The 17,286-nt window shown below is 63.4% G+C and carries 11 protein-coding genes; 10 read left to right on the top strand and 1 reads right to left on the bottom strand.

The features are described from left to right. The first annotated feature begins 66 nt into the window (after positions 1-66). The 7 genes from EN943_RS01550 (at position 67) to EN943_RS01520 (ending at position 9,039) form a co-directional block, all read left to right on the top strand. Complete coding sequence (locus EN943_RS01550) at positions 67-1,161, top strand: ABC transporter ATP-binding protein (RefSeq protein ID WP_127411245.1); 1,095 nt, start codon at positions 67-69, stop codon at positions 1,159-1,161. Between the two features lie 2 nt (positions 1,162-1,163). Beyond that, positions 1,164-2,084 carry an ABC transporter permease gene (locus tag EN943_RS01545; RefSeq protein WP_127411244.1) on the top strand — a complete coding sequence of 307 codons (921 nt, stop codon included), beginning with the start codon at positions 1,164-1,166 and terminating at the stop codon, positions 2,082-2,084. Next, positions 2,077-2,877: an ABC transporter permease gene (locus EN943_RS01540; protein ID WP_126070300.1), complete on the top strand. Its 801-nt coding sequence runs from the start codon at positions 2,077-2,079 to the stop codon at positions 2,875-2,877. Before EN943_RS01545 ends, EN943_RS01540 begins: the two co-directional genes overlap by 8 nt. A 23-nt stretch (positions 2,878-2,900) precedes the next feature. Next, positions 2,901-3,935, top strand: a complete 1,035-nt coding sequence (locus EN943_RS01535; protein ID WP_127411243.1) for an extracellular solute-binding protein — start codon at positions 2,901-2,903, stop codon at positions 3,933-3,935. 63 nt (positions 3,936-3,998) lie between these two features. After that, positions 3,999-5,195, top strand: a complete 1,197-nt coding sequence (locus tag EN943_RS01530) for a serine hydrolase (RefSeq protein WP_127411242.1) — start codon at positions 3,999-4,001, stop codon at positions 5,193-5,195. 34 nt (positions 5,196-5,229) lie between these two features. Continuing rightward, positions 5,230-6,411 carry a serine hydrolase gene (locus EN943_RS01525; RefSeq protein ID WP_127411241.1) on the top strand — a complete coding sequence of 394 codons (1,182 nt, stop codon included), beginning with the start codon at positions 5,230-5,232 and terminating at the stop codon, positions 6,409-6,411. 300 nt (positions 6,412-6,711) lie between these two features. Further along, a complete protein-coding gene (locus tag EN943_RS01520; RefSeq protein WP_127411240.1) occupies positions 6,712-9,039 on the top strand; it encodes a Tex family protein in 2,328 nt (775 codons plus the stop codon). Between the two features lie 116 nt (positions 9,040-9,155). Here EN943_RS01520 and EN943_RS01515 read toward each other — a convergent pair whose 3' ends face one another. Next, the gene (locus EN943_RS01515) at positions 9,156-10,052 is read right to left on the bottom strand and encodes a LysR family transcriptional regulator (protein WP_127411239.1); all 897 of its coding nucleotides are present in this window, start codon (positions 10,050-10,052) and stop codon (positions 9,156-9,158) included. A gap of 138 nt (positions 10,053-10,190) precedes the next feature. Between EN943_RS01515 and EN943_RS01510 the strand changes: the two genes are divergently transcribed. The 3 genes from EN943_RS01510 to EN943_RS01500 all read left to right on the top strand — a co-directional run bounded on the left by EN943_RS01510 (position 10,191) and on the right by EN943_RS01500 (position 17,277). Then, positions 10,191-11,387 (top strand): acyl-CoA dehydrogenase, encoded by a 1,197-nt coding sequence (locus tag EN943_RS01510; RefSeq protein WP_127411238.1) that lies wholly within the window; start codon positions 10,191-10,193, stop codon positions 11,385-11,387. A gap of 112 nt (positions 11,388-11,499) precedes the next feature. Further along, positions 11,500-14,859: a transglutaminase family protein gene (locus tag EN943_RS01505; protein WP_127411237.1), complete on the top strand. Its 3,360-nt coding sequence runs from the start codon at positions 11,500-11,502 to the stop codon at positions 14,857-14,859. Between the two features lie 6 nt (positions 14,860-14,865). After that, entirely contained in the window at positions 14,866-17,277 is a 2,412-nt protein-coding gene (locus tag EN943_RS01500) for a circularly permuted type 2 ATP-grasp protein (RefSeq protein ID WP_127411236.1), read from the top strand. The last annotated feature ends 9 nt before the right edge of the window (positions 17,278-17,286 follow it).

Below are 17,286 nucleotides of genomic sequence, written 5' to 3'. Positions count from 1 at the left end.
ATGTGGTCACATCGAACAGGGGAAGAGCTCCGCCAGCAAGAGCGGGGTCAACAGTGAGGCGTAATCGTGCCGGACAAACCGGATCGGAATGCGATTGAAGTAGTTAACGTCAGCAAAATTTTCGGATCAGGTGAGGGGCAGGTAGCTGCCCTCGACGCGGTCTCTGTATCTATCCGCGAGAACGAATTCTTCACGTTGCTGGGGCCATCCGGCTGCGGCAAGACGACGTTGCTCAGGCTGATCGCCGGCTTCGACTTTCCAACCGCTGGTGAAATCCTGCTCTACGGCCAGGACATTGCGCCGCTCCCACCCTTCAAGCGGCCGGTCAATACCGTTTTCCAGTCCTATGCGCTGTTCCCGCACATGACGGTCGCCGACAATATCGGCTTTGGCCTGGAGATGCTGGGTAAGCCGAAGGCCGAGATCAAGGCGCGCGTCGCCGAGATGCTGAAGCTGGTCAAGATGGAGGCACTCGCTGGTCGTCGCACCAGCCAGATCTCCGGCGGCCAGCAGCAGCGCGTGGCCTTGGCCCGCGCCTTGGCACCGCAGCCGAAGGTGCTTTTGCTCGACGAGCCACTGTCCGCACTCGACTACAAGCTGCGCAAGGAGATGCAGATCGAGTTGAAGCGGCTGCAGCACGAGACCGGTATCACCTTCATCTTCGTCACTCACGACCAGGAAGAAGCGCTGACCATGTCCGACCGCATCGCTGTCATGTCATCGGGCAAGATCCTCCAGGTCGGTTCGCCCTGGGATATCTACGACAAGCCGGCCGAACGCTTCGTCGCCGACTTCATCGGTGAAACCAACTTCCTGACGGCCGCCATCAGCGAGATGGCCAACGGCAAGGCGCGCGCTACGCTCAAGTCCGGTGCGACCATCGAGGCGACCGTGGCCCAGGGTTTCCAGCCCAAACCCAATGCCACGGTCGTGGTTCGGCCTGAACACGCCAAGCTGACTAAGGCCAAGGGCGAACTGTCGGGGAGGGTCGAAAACATCGTCTATTTCGGCACCGATACCCACATCCACGTTCATCTCGACAGTGGCGAACTCTTCACCGTACGCCAGCAGAACACGCGCAGCGCGGGCTGCGGTTTCGAGAAGGGCGACGCGGTCGGCATCCTCATCGGCAGCGATGCCGCCCAGGTCCTGAAGGACTGACGATGGCGACCGCAGAAGAAGTCGCCAAGGCAGCGGAGCGGCGCGATGTCCGTGACCGCTGGCTTTTGTCAGCGCCAGCGCTGCTGGTCATTTTCCTCGCCGCGACCGGTCCCTTGCTGATCGTGCTCGTCTACTCGTTCCTGACGCCAGGCTCCTATGGCGACGTGAAGTGGCAGTTCTCGCCGGAAGCCTGGATAGCGGTGTTTCTGGAACGCGATATCTTCGACGACACGCTTTCGATCGCCGCCGCCCACGTCACCATCTTCCTGCGCTCGATCAAGCTTTCCGTGGTGACGACGATCGCCACCTTGGTGCTTGGTTTCCCGACTGCTTATTTCATGGCGACGCGCAGCGAAAAGACCCGCGATCTCTGGCTGTTCCTGATCACCATTCCGTTCTGGACCAACCTCCTGATCCGCACCTTCGCGGTGCTGCAGATCATCCGCAACGAAGGCATCATCAACACGATGCTGCTCAAGCTCGGCATCATCTCGGCGCCGATCCAGATCCTCTACACCGACACGGCGATCCTGATCGGCATGGCCTATGTCTACCTGCCGCTGATGGTGCTGCCGATCTATGCCAGCATGGAAAAGCTCGATTTCCGGTTGGTCGAGGCGGGATACGACCTTTACGCGTCGCGTTTCCAGGTGCTGCGGCGGATCATCTTTCCGCTCGTCAAGCCGGGCGTCATTGCCGGCTCCATACTGGTCTTCATTCCAGCGCTTGGCGCCTATGTGACGCCGAGCGTTCTTGGCGGCGGCAAGAACATGATGCTGTCCAACCTGATCGAATTGCAGTTCGGGCAGGGCCGCAACTGGCCACTTGGCTCGGCGCTGTCGATCGCCGTCATGATCATCGTCATGGTGGCGCTGCTTGCATATGTGCGCAATGCCGGCAGATCGGGGGTACGTCATGGCTAAGAACTTTTCCATCAAGCACCAGCCAGGATTCACCGCGATCGCCGCGACCTGCTTTATCGTGCTGTATCTGCCGATCATCGTGCTGGTCATCTATGCCTTCAACGCGGCGAGCTCGACCTCCGAATGGGGCGGCTTTTCGCTGAAATGGTTCCAGTCGGCATGGCAGAACACGCAGGTCGTCGATGCCACGCTGCGTTCCTTCCAGATCGGCTCCATCGCGGCGGTGCTCTCCACGATCTTTGCCACCATGGCGGCGCTCGCCACCACCCGCACCGCGCCCTATCCCGGCCTCACCTTCAAATATGCGGCGATCAACCAGCCGCTGATGGTGCCCGAGATCGTCACCGGCGTGGCGCTGCTGATCTTCTTCTCGCGCATCAAGATCTTCACCGGCTATTCCGGCATCGGCTATCTGGTCGCCGCGCACACGGCGTTCTGCATTCCCTTTGCCTATTTGCCGATCCGGGCGCGGCTTGAGAATATGGACCTGACGCTGGAGCGTGCCGCAGCCGACCTCTACGCGACGCCCTGGAAGACCTTCCGGCGCATCACGCTGCCGCTCCTGTGGCCCGGCATCCTGGCCGGGCTGATGCTGGCCTTCGTCATCTCGCTCGACGACGTCGTCATCACCGAGTTCGTCAAATCGGGCGGCCAGGACACGCTGCCCACCTACATGCTCGGCCAGATCCGCCGCGGCATCACACCCGAGATCAACGCGATATCGACCGCCTTCCTGCTGCTTTCGGTCGCGATCGTCACGTTGTTTTTCTTCGTCAGCAGGAAACGAGACTGAACCGAAAAATGGGAGTTAAACCCATGAACTGGAAGACAACAGAAACCGCCATGGGGTTGGCGTTGCTCGCCTCGACGGGCCTCGCCCGCGCGGACGGCGTGCTCAACATCTACAATTGGGGCAACTACACCAGCCCCGACGTGATCAAGAAGTTCGAGGCCAAATACAACGTCAAGGTGACCATCACCGATTACGATTCCAACGACACCGCGCTGGCCAAGGTTCGCCAGGGCGGCACCGGCTTCGACATCGCGGTGCCGTCGCAGACCTACGTGCCGATCTGGATCAAGGAAGGTCTCCTGCTCGAGACCGATCCGGGCAAGATGGAGAATTTCAAGAACGTCGCGCCGGAATGGGCAAATCCCGAATTCGATCCGGGCCGCAAATATTCGGTGCCGTGGGCCTGGGGCACGATCGGCGTCGTCGTCAACACCGATGCCTACAAGGGTCCGGCCGATACGTGGGGCATCGTCTTCAACACGCCAGACGAGTTGAAGGGCAAGGTCAACGTCGTTCCGGAGATGGGAGACGTCATCTTCGCGGCGATCAAATATGTCGGCGGCCAGCAGTGCACCGACGACAAGGCGGTGCTGAAGAAGGTGCGCGACCTGCTGGTGACGGCCAAGCCGAACTGGATCGCGATGGAATACAACACCATCGAGAAGATGGGCGCCGGCGATTTCAAGGCGACCAGCGACTGGAACGGCTCGGCACTGCGCCAGCGGCTGGCCAATCCGGCTATCCACTACAACTATCCGAAAGAAGGCTTCGGCCTGTGGAGCGACAACGTCGTCGTTCTGAAGGAAGCCAAGAACGTCGACAATGCCAAGCTGTTCCAGAACTTCATCATGGATCCGGAAAACGCGGCGGGCCTCTCGGCCTTCCACCGCTATGCCAACGCCATCACCGGCTCGGACAAATACATGCCGGCGGACATGAAGGATGCGCCGGAAGTCGTCATTCCGGCCGATGCCAAGCCGAAAGGCGAATTCCAGAAGATGTGCCCGCCGGAAACGCAGGAACTCTACACCAAGATCTGGACCGAACTGCAGAAGTAACCGCTGCATGACAGACCCGGCGGCACATGTCGCCGGGTCTTTTCTTTTCCGGGAATGGCTTTCATGGACTCCTATCGCAACAGCGATCCGCGGCCGCCGATCATGCAGGGCTCGCCGCCCGCCATGGTGCCGCCGAAGCTCGACTGGGACCGGCCGCCGTGGAACCGCTGGGCGTTCCAGCACATCCGTGAAATTCTGCCGACCGCCGAAGTCTGGCGCGGCAATGGCCATCGCCGCCGTCTCGAACGCGCCGAGGTCGATTTAGACGGGCTGCAGGTCGAGGGCAGCGCGGGCATGCCGACAACGCTCGCCGGGCTGCTCGACGAGACCTATACGGACGGCTTCCTGGTGCTCAAGGACGGCAAGGTTGCCTATGAGCGCTACTTCAACGGCATGGATGAACGCACGCTGCACCTGTCGCAGTCGATGGCGAAGTCCCTTACCGGTTCGGTGTTCGGCATACTGGTTGGGCGCGGCCTGATCGATCCGGCCAGACCGGTAACCGACTACCTACCGGAACTCGGCATTACCGGCTGGGCCGGCGCCAGTGTGCAGCATGTGCTGGACATGACCAGCGGCGTCCGTTTCTCCGAGGAATATACCGACCGCTATTCCGACATCGGTCAGGTCGATGTCGCCACTGGCTGGAAGCCGGTGCCGCCGGACAGCGATCCGGCCTTTCGTTGGCCCTCGCACATGTTCGAGCTGATCCTGGGCCTGAAGGACACGATCCGCCCGCACGGGGCTCAATTCGAATACCGCTCGATCGAAACCGACGTACTCGCCTTCATCATGGAGCGGGTGACAGGCAAAAGGCTGCCGCAACTGGTTTCAGAAGAGCTCTGGCAAAAGCTCGGCGCTGATGAAAGCGCCTGCTTCACCGTCGACAGCGCCGGCTATGCGGTGGCCGATGGCGGCTTCAACGCGACGCTGCGCGACTATGGCCGTTTCGGCCAGATGATCCTCGACAATGGCGGCGGCATCGTACCGGCCGACTGGATCGAGGCGACGCGCAACGGCAGGCACGGCCCGGATTTCTCCGACAGCCTGCCGGAAGGCAGCTATCGCAACCAGTTCTGGATCGAGGATCCACGCTCGCGCGCGCTGATGTGCCGGGGCGTGTTCGGGCAGCTGATCCATATCGACTGGAACACCGGAATGGTCGTGGTGAAGCTTTCGACCTGGCCTGATTTCGCCAATGGTGCCTATTCCATAGCGACGCTGAAAGCCGTGCACGCTATCGCAACGGCACTTCGCTGAGCCCACAAGAAGAAACGACCCGGAAGGAACCGCCATGACCGGCAAGACCGCGTTCGAGACCCGCTATGGCTTTCGCCGCAATGAAGTGCTGCTCGCCAACTGGCGCGAGAATCCATTCAACCGGTGGTCGTTCCAGAATCTCGGCGAACTGGTGCCGACCGCCCGTGTGCCGGCAGCGTCGGGCGTGGTCGAAGCCCCCGTGCGGGACATGGGCGGCTTGCTCGGCGAAAAGATTTCGGTCGGCAGTACGCCGGAGACGGTGGCTGAATTTCTCGCACGTTCGAGCACCGACGCACTGACGGTGATGAAAGGCGGCAAGATCGTCGGCGACTGGTTCGCCCCGCATATGGAATTCGGCGCCCGCCACATCATCTTTTCGATCAGCAAGTCGCTGACCGCCATCATTGCCGGCATACTGGAAGGCGAGGGGGTGTTCGACCCGGAGGCACCAGTGACGGCCTACATCCCTGAAGCAGTCGGCTCGGCCTACGGCGATGCGAGCGTGCGGCACGTGCTCGACATGAGCGTCAGCCTCGATTTCGAGGAAGCCTATCTCGATCCGGAAAGCGCTTTCGCCCGCTACCGCCGCGCCACGCTATGGAATCCGGGCGGCGGCACGGAGAGCCTGCGCGAATTCATCCTGACCTTGCAACGCCTTGCCGAGCCGCATGGCCAGACCTTCCGCTACCGCTCGCCCAATTCCGATCTGCTTGGCCTGCTACTCGAGCGCGCGTCGGGCCAGCGCTTTTCCGACCTGATGCGCGAGAAGCTGTGGCGGCCGCTCGGCGCCGTCAGCGAAGCCTCGATCGGCGTCGACATGGAAGGCACGGCGCGCACGGCCGGCGGTATTTCGGTGACGCCGCGCGACCTGGCGCGTGTCGGCGAGATGATGCGGCAAGGCGGGGTGGCCAATGGCCGCCGCATCGTGCCGGAAGCCTGGGTGCGCGACACGACCAGCACTGGCGGCAGTGCGGACGCCTGGCAGCGCGGCGCGATGCTGCCACTGTTTCCCAAAGGTCGTTACCGGAACAAATGGTACCAGACTGGGCACGAGAACGGCGCCTATTGTGGCATCGGCATTCATGGCCAGTGGCTGTATGTCGATCCCAGGACCGAAGTGGTGATCGCCAAGATGTCGTCGCAGCCCGAGCCGGTCGACGATCCGCTCGATGTCGAGATCGCCGCGTTCTTCGAGGCGCTGAGCCGCATGATCTAAGGTATGCTGATATTCAGGTGATGCCGGCCTGCAAACGGCGGCTTTCTGCGCTTCCCCGTTCTACTGCGTCGCAGTAGAACTGAGCTCACGGACCCGAATGTCCGCTGCGCTCCGATTCTCGGAAGCCACCATTCTCGGCTCGGCCTGACCTGAATCTCAACACACCTTAAGGCCGCGCCGCGATCGCCACATTAGCGCACGGTTTCCTGTGGACCCGCCGGGCTGATCGAAGCGCGGCGGTTGGCGGGCCGGACGTCTGCGCCTATGGTCGCCGCTCTTTTCGATCAGAGTGGGAACGACATGGCATCCGACATCAAGCGCATCGCAGCCATCATCGCGGCCGAGATTAAGGCGCGGCCCGAACAGGCGGCCGCGGCGATCGAACTGCTCGATGAAGGCGCAACAGTGCCGTTTGTGGCGCGCTACCGCAAGGAAGTCACCGGCGGGCTGGACGACACGCAATTGCGCGACCTTGCCGAACGGCTTGCCTATCTGCGCGAGCTCGATGCGCGCCGCGACACCATCCTCGGTTCCATCCGCGAACAGGGCAAGCTGACCGAGGAGCTTGCAGGCAAGATCGTCGCCGCCAGCACCAAGGCGGAACTTGAGGACATCTACCTGCCCTACAAGCCCAAGCGCCGGACCAAGGCCGAGATCGCCAGGGAGCGCGGGCTGGGGCCGCTGGCCGAAGCCATCTTGGCGAACCGCTCATTGGTGCCTGCCGAACTGGCGCTGGCCTATGTCAGCGAAGAGGTGACGGATACCAAGGCGGCGCTCGAAGGGGCGCGCGACATCCTGTCGGAACAGTTCGCCGAGAACGCCGATCTGGTCGGCAAATTGCGCAGCTACATGAAGGAGCGCGCCTTCATGCGCGCCAGGGTGGTCGACGGCAAGCAGGAGGCCGGCGCGAAGTTCTCCGATTATTTCGACCATGTCGAGCGCTGGACAAATGTGCCGAGCCACCGCGCGCTGGCGATGCTGCGCGGCCGCAACGAGGAAGTGCTGTCGCTCGACATCGAGGTCGATGCCGATGACACCTCGCCGGTGAAACCGGTCGAGCGGATGATCGCCAATGCCTATGCCATCGGCGGCAGCCTGCCGGGCGACAGATGGCTGATGGAGGTGGCGGGCTGGACCTGGCGCATAAAACTGTCGCTGCACCTGACACTCGATTTGATGCGCGATTTGCGCGAGCGGGCGGAAGAGGAAGCGATCCACGTCTTTGCCCGCAACCTAAAGGATTTGCTGCTGGCAGCCCCCGCCGGCTCGCGCGCGACGATGGGGCTCGACCCCGGCATCCGCACCGGCGTCAAGGTGGCGGTGGTTGACGGCACCGGCAAGGTGCTGACAACAACGACGGTCTATCCATTTCCGCCCAGGAACGATGTGCGTGGCACGCAGGCGGAACTCGCCAAGCTCATCCGCCTGCACAAGGTCGAGCTGATCTCGGTCGGCAATGGCACCGGCAGCCGCGAGACTGAGAAGCTGGTGGCGGACATGCTGTCCGACATGCCTTGGGATGGCGGGCCGAAGCCCTTGAAAGTGATCGTCAGCGAGGCCGGCGCCTCTGTCTATTCGGCATCGGCAACAGCGGCGGCGGAATTCCCCAACCTCGATGTGTCGTTGCGCGGCGCCGTCTCGATCGCCCGGCGGCTGCAGGATCCGCTGGCCGAACTGGTCAAGATCGAACCCAAATCGATCGGCGTCGGCCAGTACCAGCACGATGTCGACCAGTACCGTCTCGGCCGCTCGCTGGAAGCGGTGGTCGAGGACGCGGTCAACGCCGTCGGCGTCGACCTCAACACCGCCTCGGCGCCGCTTTTGGCGCGCGTTTCGGGTCTGGGTGCGTCGCTGGCCGACGCGATCGTTGCGCATCGCGATGCGACCGGGCCCTTCGCCAGCCGGAAGGATCTGCTCAAGGTGCCGCGGCTCGGACCTCGGGCCTTCGAACAATCCGCCGGCTTCCTGCGCATTGCCAATGGCAGCGAGCCGCTCGATGCCTCGTCGGTGCATCCGGAAGCCTATGGCGTGGCGAAGAAGATCGTCGCCGCCTGCGGGCGCGATGTGCGTTCGCTGATGGGTGACAGTGCCGCGCTGAAGGCGCTCGATCCCCGCGTCTTCGTCGACGAGCGTTTCGGCTTGCCTACGGTGCGTGACATCCTGGCGGAATTGGAAAAGCCCGGCCGCGACCCGCGCCCCGGCTTCAAGACGGCGACCTTCGCCGACGGCATTGACGACATCAAGGATCTGAAGCCCGGCATGCTGCTGGAAGGCACCGTCACCAACGTGGCCGCCTTCGGCGCCTTCGTCGATATCGGAGTGCATCAGGACGGGCTGGTGCATGTCTCGCAACTGGCCGACCGGTTCATCAAGGACGCGCACGAGGTGGTCAAGGCCGGCGACGTGGTCAAGGTGCGCGTCGTCGATGTGGATATCAAGCGCAAGCGCATCGCGCTTTCGATGCGCAAGGATGGCGGCGAGGGTGGCGCACCGCGTGGCGGGCCGCGCGACAATGGTGGCGGCAGGCCGGCACCACGTTCGCCGGCGCCGCAGCAACGCCAGCCGGAGCGGCCGGCGCAGCAAGGGGCGTTCGGCGCGGCATTGGCCGATGCGCTGAAGCGGAAGTAGCTATTCTGCGACTGGCCCTATGAGTGTTCCAGCCCAACGAGACAGGCGGGCGTGGAGTTCAACGGTCATTGAGTGGCTGTCCTCCCTCAAGAACAATTTTTGATAAACTGGCCAAGTCAAATCTGCCGAGTGACCTGGCCCAGCAGCCAGTCGCGAAAACTGGCGACTGGCGGATGGCCGCGCTTGTCGTGTGGGACGACGAGATAGTAGGCGCTGCGGCTTTGCATGGGTTGGCCTGGCGCCGGCACCAGCTGGCCGCGCTGCAATTCGCCTGCAATGAGGATTAGCGGCAGCAGCGCCACGCCGAGCCCCGCCATGCAGGCCTGGGCGGCGGTGCCGAACTGCTCGAACTGCATGCCGGGCCCGGTCGGCGCGCTCAGGCCCTGATGCTCGAACCATTCTGTCCAGGCGCCAGGACGCGTCGCCATGTGCAGCAGCGGCAGACGGCTGATATCGGCCGGTGAGGCGATGGCGCGGCCGGCGAGGAATTCGGGCGACACGACCGGTGCCACGGTTTCGCGCACCAACAGTGTCGAGTCGGCCTCAGGCCAGTCCGGCAGGCCATAGTGGATGGCGGCATCCAGCCTCTCCCTGGCGAAGTCGAAGCGGCCGACGCGGGTGACGAAATTGATGGTGATATCGGGATTGTTTTCGACGAAATCGGGGATCATCGGCATCAGCCAGCGCGTGCCGAAGGTCGGCAAAATGGCAAGGTTCAGGATGCCACTATGCCGATTGCTCATCAATCCAAGGGCTGCGTCACGCAACTGGCCAAGTGCTGAACGCACCGCCTCGGCGTAGATTTCGCCCGATGTCGACAGCCTGACATTGCGGCTGTCGCGTTCGAACAGCCGGCGGCCGAACTGATCTTCCAGAAGCTTGATCTGCCGGCTGACCGCGCCCTGGGTCAGATCGAGCTCCTGGGCGGCGGCGGTGAAACTGCCGAGCCGGGCCACAGCCTCGAAGGCGGCAAGGGCGCTGATGTTGGGCAACAGGCGGCGTTGGACACTCATGATCCATTCCTAACGATCATTGATCGGTGAATCAATTTCGTTTGATTTTTTCGAGGCGCAGACCGATAGAACGGGCCAAGATTTTGCTTCATGCATGTCGTCATTTTGAGCGACACGCATCGGTTCGGGAGAAACGCGATGGCCGCCGACAAGAACGCATTCGTCTGGGAAGATCCGTTCCTGATCGAGGGCCAGCTTTCGGAAGACGAGCGCATGGTGCGCGACGGCGCGGCCGCCTTCGCCGCCGACAGACTGGCGCCGCGGATCGAGGACGCCTACCTCAACGAGACCTTCGACACCGCGATCTTCCGCGAAATGGGCGAGGCTGGCCTGCTCGGCATCAACATCCCCGAGGAATTCGGCGGGCTTGGCGCGAACTATGTGACCTACGGGCTGGTCGCGCGGGAAGTCGAACGTGTTGACTCGGGTTATCGCTCGATGATGTCAGTGCAGTCGTCGCTGGTGATGTATCCGATCTACGCCTATGGCTCGGACGAGCAGCGCAAGAAGTACCTGCCCAAGCTTGCCAGCGGCGAGTGGATCGGCTGTTTCGGCCTGACCGAGCCGGATGCGGGCTCCGACCCGGGCGGCATGAAGACGCGCGCCGAGAAGACCGCCAACGGCTACAAGCTGTCCGGCTCGAAGATGTGGATTTCCAATTCGCCGGTCGCTGATGTGTTCGTCGTCTGGGCGAAGCTGAAGGGCGAGAACGGCAAGGACGAGATCCGTGGCTTCGTGCTGGAAAAGGGCATGAAGGGGCTTTCGGCGCCGAAGATCGGCGGCAAGCTGTCGCTGCGGGCGTCGATCACCGGCGAAGTGGTGATGGAAGGCGTCGAGGTCGGCGAGGACGCGCTGCTGCCCAACGCAAAGGGCCTTGGCGGACCGTTCGGATGCCTCAACCGGGCTCGCTTCGGCATTTCCTGGGGCTCGATGGGCGCCGCGGAAGATTGCTGGCACCGCGCCCGCCAATACGGTCTTGATCGCAAGCAGTTCGGCAAGCCGCTGGCCGGCACGCAACTCTACCAGAAGAAGCTTGCCGACATGCAGACCGAAATTGCGTTGGGATTGCAGGCATCCTTGCGTGTCGGGCGGTTGCTGGATGAAGGCAAGATGGCGCCGGAAATGATCTCGATCTTAAAGCGGAACAATTGCGGCAAGGCGCTCGACATCGCCCGCCAGGCCCGCGACATGCATGGTGGCAACGGCATCCAGATCGGCTACCACGTCATGCGCCACGCGCAGAACCTGGAGACGGTCAACACCTATGAAGGCACGCATGACGTGCATGCGCTGATCCTGGGAAGGGCGCAGACGGGGATACAGGCGTTTTTCTGAGCCGGCAACCGTTGCTTAAATTAGGTGCACCGCAACATCTCTGCTTGGAGAATGGTCGCCAGATGTGTCAGGGTTCAGCGAAATCGTTTGAAACGCTGAATTCCGGGGCCCCATGGCAATTCTGGCAGCCGTCTACCACCTGACCCACTACAAATATGATCGGCCGGTGGTTCTCGGCCCCCAGATCATCAGGCTGCAGCCGGCGCCGCATTCCCGCACCAAGGTGCTGAGTCATTCGCTCAAGGTCGAGCCGGCGAACCATTTCGTCAATCTGCAGCAGGACCCCTATGGCAACTTCCTAGCCCGCTTCGTCTTTCCCGAACCGGTGATGGAACTGAAGATCGAAGTCGACCTCGTCGCCGACATGACGGTCTACAACCCGTTTGATTTCTTCGTCGAGCCGTCGGCCGAGGCGTTTCCGTTCGAGTATCCGGAAGAAATACGCGACGATCTCGCCATCTATCGCACCCCGGAACCGGCGGGACCGCTGCTGTCGGCGCTGCTGAAGACCATCGATCGCAGCGCTGCCAACACCGTCAATTTCCTGGTCGACCTCAATGCGCGGTTGCAGCGCGAGATCGCCTATATCGTGCGCATGGAAACCGGGGTGTTCTCGCCGGAAGAGACCTTGGCCGCGAAAAAGGGATCGTGCCGGGATTCGAGCTGGCTGCTGGTGCAGATCCTGCGCAATCTCGGTATCGCCACACGCTTCGTTTCCGGCTATCTGGTCCAGTTGAAGCCCGATCTGATCGCGCTGGACGGTCCAGCCGGAACCGCCGTCGACTTCACGGATCTGCATGCGTGGTGCGAGGTCTATCTTCCCGGCGCCGGCTGGATCGGCTTCGATCCGACCTCGGGCCTGCTCACCGGCGAGAGCCATGTGCCGCTGGCCGCCACGCCGCATTTCCGCAACGCGGCCCCGATTTCCGGGATGGCGAGCTTCGCCAATGTCGAATTCGGCTTCGAGATGCGGGTCGACCGCATCGCCGAACATCCGCGCATCACCAAGCCATTTTCGGACGAAAGCTGGCAGGCGCTCGACGTTCTGGGCAACAAGGTCGATGCAGCGCTTGCTGCCGGCGACGTGCGGCTGACGATGGGCGGCGAGCCGACTTTCGTGTCGATCGACGATTTCGAGTCGGCCGAGTGGAACACCGCCGCCGTCGGTCCCACCAAGCGCGAAAAGGCGGACGAACTGATCCGTAAACTGCGCGAGCGCTTCGCGCCCGGCGGCTTTCTCCATTACGGCCAGGGCAAATGGTATCCGGGCGAAAGCCTGCCGCGCTGGACTTTTTCGCTCTACTGGCGTGCCGACGGCCAACCGGTGTGGAGCGATCCGTCGCTGATCGCACGCGAAAAGAGCGAGGCCAATATCGGGCCGAAGCAGGCCGAAAGCCTGCTCACCGCGATTGCTGGTGAACTCGGCATCGACAAGGCCATGGTCAGCGAAGCCTATGAGGATCCGGCCGAATGGCTGCTCAAGGAAGGCAAGCTGCCCGACAATGTCGATCCGTCCAACTCCAGGCTGGAGGATCCGGAAGAACGCAGCCGCATGGCGAAAGTGTTCGAACGCGGGCTGACCAAACCGTCCGGCTATGTGCTCCCCGTCCAGCGTTGGAACAGCCAGGCATCGGATCCGCGCTGGCGCTCGGAAAAATGGAAGACGCGGCGTGGCCGGCTGTTCCTGGTGCCAGGCGATTCACCGGTCGGCTACCGGCTGCCGCTCGGCACGTTGCCCTACGTGCCGCCGGAGCAATTCCCCTATATCGTGCCGGTCGATCCGTCACTGCCGCGTGGACCGCTGCCCGCGCGTGAAGCCATACTGGCCGGACCGGCTCCAGCCGAACTGGAAGGCGCTGACGAGATGGCGCGCCGCCAGCAAGCGGCATCGTTCACCGCTGCGACCGGCCAGCAGGAGCGGGTCGAGCAGGAGATCACCGAGATCGGCGGCGCGGTGCGCACCGCACTTTCGGTCGAGCCGCGCGACGGGCGGCTGTGCGTGTTCATGCCGCCGGTCGAGGCACTGGAAGACTATCTCGAACTGGTCGCGGCGGCCGAGAACGCGGCAAAGACGATCGGCCTTCCCGTGCATATCGAAGGCTATGGCCCACCGCACGATCCGCGCCTCAACGTCATCCGCGTCGCGCCTGACCCGGGCGTCATAGAGGTCAACATTCATCCGGCCTCCAACTGGCAGGATTGCGTGGCGACGACGACGGCGATCTATGAGGAAGCGCGGCAGACACGGCTTGGCGCCGACAAGTTCATGATTGACGGCCGCCACACCGGCACCGGCGGCGGCAACCATGTCGTGGTCGGCGGTGCGACACCCAATGACAGCCCGTTCCTGCGAAGGCCGGACCTGCTGAAGAGCCTGGTGCTGCAATGGCAGCGCCGCCCCTCGCTGTCCTATCTGTTCTCCGGTCTGTTCATCGGGCCGACCAGCCAGGCCCCGCGCTTCGACGAAGCGCGCCACGATTCGCTCTACGAGCTTGAGATCGCGATGGCGCAGGTGCCGCATCCGGACCAGGGCGCGGCGCCCTTGCCGTGGCTGGTCGACCGGCTGTTCCGCAATTTGTTGACCGACGTCACCGGCAATACACATCGTTCGGAAATCTGCATCGACAAGCTGTTCTCGCCCGACGGACCGACCGGCCGGCTGGGACTGGTCGAGTTCCGCGGCTTCGAGATGCCGCCCAATGCGCGCATGTCGCTGGCGCAGCAACTTTTGGTGCGCGCCATCATCGCACGTGCGTGGAAGAACCCGCTCGATGGCCGCTTCGTGCGATGGGGCACGTCGCTGCATGACCGCTTCATGCTGCCGCACTATGTCTGGGCCGATTTTCTCGACGTGCTCGACGACCTAAAGCTCAACGGTTTCGAATTCAGGCCCGAATGGTTCGACGCCCAGCTCGAATTCCGGTTCCCGTTCTGCGGCGAGGTTCAGCATGCCGGCATAAAGCTCGAACTGCGGCAGGCGCTCGAACCCTGGCATGTCATGGGCGAACAGGGCGCGATCGGTGGCACTGTGCGCTTCGTCGATTCCTCGGTCGAACGGCTACAGGTCAAGACCGAAGGGCTGAACCCGGAGCGTCACGCAGTTGTCTGCAACGGCCGCATCGTGCCAATGAAGGTCACTGACAATCGCGAAGTGGCGGTGGCGGGCGTCCGCTTCAAGGCCTGGCAGCCGGCATCGGGCCTGCATCCGGCGCTGCCGGTCAACACGCCGCTGGTCTTCGACATCTATGACCGCTGGTCGGGCCGTGCGGTCGGCGGCTGCGTCTACCACGTCGCCCATCCCGGCGGGCGCAATTACGACACCTTTCCGGTCAATGGCAACGAGGCGGAAGCTCGGCGGCTCGCCCGCTTCGAACCGCGCGGCCATACGCCATCCGCCTATGTGATCCGTGAAGAACAACCGGCGGAAGATTTCCCGATGACCCTTGACCTTCGGCGGCCGGCAAGACTCTGATCAGCGATGGCAAAGGGGAATCACAAGAGGGGACGCGGCAAGCCGCAGGCCCACAGCCTGCTGGAGCACTACCAGCCGATCGACGGCGTCGTCGACGAGATGGTCGATGCATCGGGCAATCCTCGCCCGGCCTGGAAGCATTTTGTCGAGGCGCTCGAGGAACTCGGTGCTGAAAAGCTCGGCCAGCGCTTTGCCCGCGCCGACCAGTATCTGCGCGATGCCGGCGTCTATTACCGCGTCTACGACAAGGCCGGTGCCAATGAGCGCGAATGGCCGCTGGCGCATGTCCCGGTTCTCATCGAGGAGAGCGAGTGGGCGGCGATCAGCGCCGGCCTCGTGCAGCGTGCCGAACTGTTCGAGGAAACCATCGCCGATATCTACGGGCCGAACCGGCTGGTCGAAAAAGGCATCCTGCCGGCGGGATTGATCGCCGCCAGCCCCGAATATTTGCGGCCTGTCGTCGGCACCAGGCCGGCCGGCGGCCACTTCCTGCATTTCTGCGCCTTCGAGCTCGGCCGTGGACCTGACGGCCAGTGGTGGGTGCTGGGCGATCGCACCCAGGCGCCGTCCGGCGCCGGTTTCGCACTGGAAAACCGAGTCGCCACCACGCGCGCGCTCTCCGACATCTACGGCGAGATGCATGTGCACCGCCTTGCCGGCTTTTTCCGCCGTTTTCGCGACGCGCTGATCGGCATGGCCAAGGAGACCGACGGCCGCGTCGCCATCCTGACGCCGGGGCCGCTTAACGAAACCTACTACGAACACGCCTATATCGCCCGCTACCTCGGCATCATGCTGCTCGAAGGCGAGGATTTGACCGTCTCCGGCGGCCGGCTGATGGTGCGCACGGTTTCCGGCCTGATGCCGATCAGCGTGTTGTGGCGGCGGCTCGATGCCGCCTTCGCTGATCCGCTCGAACTGCGCCCGGATTCGCAAATCGGCACGCCGGGCCTGGTCGAGGCGATCCGCCAGGGCGCGGTTGCTACCGTCAATGCGCTTGGCTCCGGCCTGATGGAGACACGTGCGCTGCTCGCCTTCCTGCCCAAGATTTCACGGGCCTTGCGGGGCGAGGAATTGCTGCTGCCAAGCGTCGCGACATGGTGGTGCGGGCAAGCAACCGAACGCGCGCATGTGCTGGCCAACATCGATCGCATGGTGATCGGGCCGGCGCTGTCGACGAGACTTGCCTTCGAGGATGACGATTCAACGAAACTCGGCTCGGCCCTGTCGGCCGGAGAGCGGGCGGAGCTGGTGGCGCGCATCGAACGCGATGGCGGCGATTTCGTCGGCCAGGAAGCGGTGACGCTTTCGACGACGCCCGTTTATGTCGGCGGCTGGCTGGAGCCGCGGCCAGCGAGCCTGCGCGTCTACCTGGCGCGAACGCCGGAGGGCTGGACGGTGATGCCGGGCGGTTTTGCCCGCATCGGCCTGTCGCTCGACCCGACGGCGATCGCCATGCAGCGTGGCGGCCAGGCAGCGGATGTCTGGGTTGTCAGCGACAAACCGGTGGAGCGCGAGACGCTGCTGCCGCAGGAAGGCGACAGTTTCAGCCGCACCAGGCCTGGCAGCCTGCCCAGTCGCGCGGCGGAGAATCTGACCTGGCTCGGCCGCTATATCGAGCGCTCGGAAGACACGGTGCGCATCCTGCGCGCCTATCATGTGCGGCTCGCCGAAACTTCCGACCCGGATATGCCGCTGCTCGCCGACATCAGGGATTATCTCGAACCTTTCGGCATCGATGTGGAGACGGCGATCCCGTCAGGGCTGATCGGCACGCTGGATAGCGCGGTCTACAGCGCCGGGCAGATCCGCGACCGCTTCTCGCCCGATGGCTGGCTGGCGCTGAAGGACCTGTCGAAAACCATCCATCAGTTCGCAACGACGGTCGCGCCCGGCGACGACGCGACCCGGGCGATGACAGTCATCCTGCGTAAGCTCGCCGGCTTTTCCGGCCTGCTGCACGAGAACATGTACCGCTTCGCCGGTTGGCGCTTCCTTGAGATCGGCCGCCGGCTGGAGCGCGGCATCCAGATCTCCCGCACGCTGTCGCGGTTGACCAGCGCCAAGGCGCCGGACGGCGCGCTCGACATGATGCTGGAGATCGGCGACAGCGTGATGACCCATCGCCGCCAATATCCGGTGCAGGCCGGTCGGCGCACGGTGATCGACCTGCTGGCGCTCGATCCGCTTAACCCGCGCTCCATCCTGTTCCAACTCGAAAGGCTGAAGGCCGAAATTGGCCTGTTGCCGTCGCTCGGCGGGGAGGGGCAAATGTCGCCGGCGGCGAAGGAAATCCTGCAGCTCAACACCCAGATCGCCATCAAGGAGCCTTCGGATATGACGGCAAAGGCGCTGGACGAGCTCGCCTACGAAATCGGCGGCCTCTACAACAGCCTCGCCAAAGCCTATTTCGGCTAAGCAGGTTCC

The organism is Mesorhizobium sp. M7A.F.Ca.US.006.01.1.1 (genome assembly GCF_003997935.1).
GTDB lineage: Bacteria > Pseudomonadota > Alphaproteobacteria > Rhizobiales > Rhizobiaceae > Mesorhizobium.
This window is presented reverse-complemented; position numbering and strand designations above follow the sequence as displayed.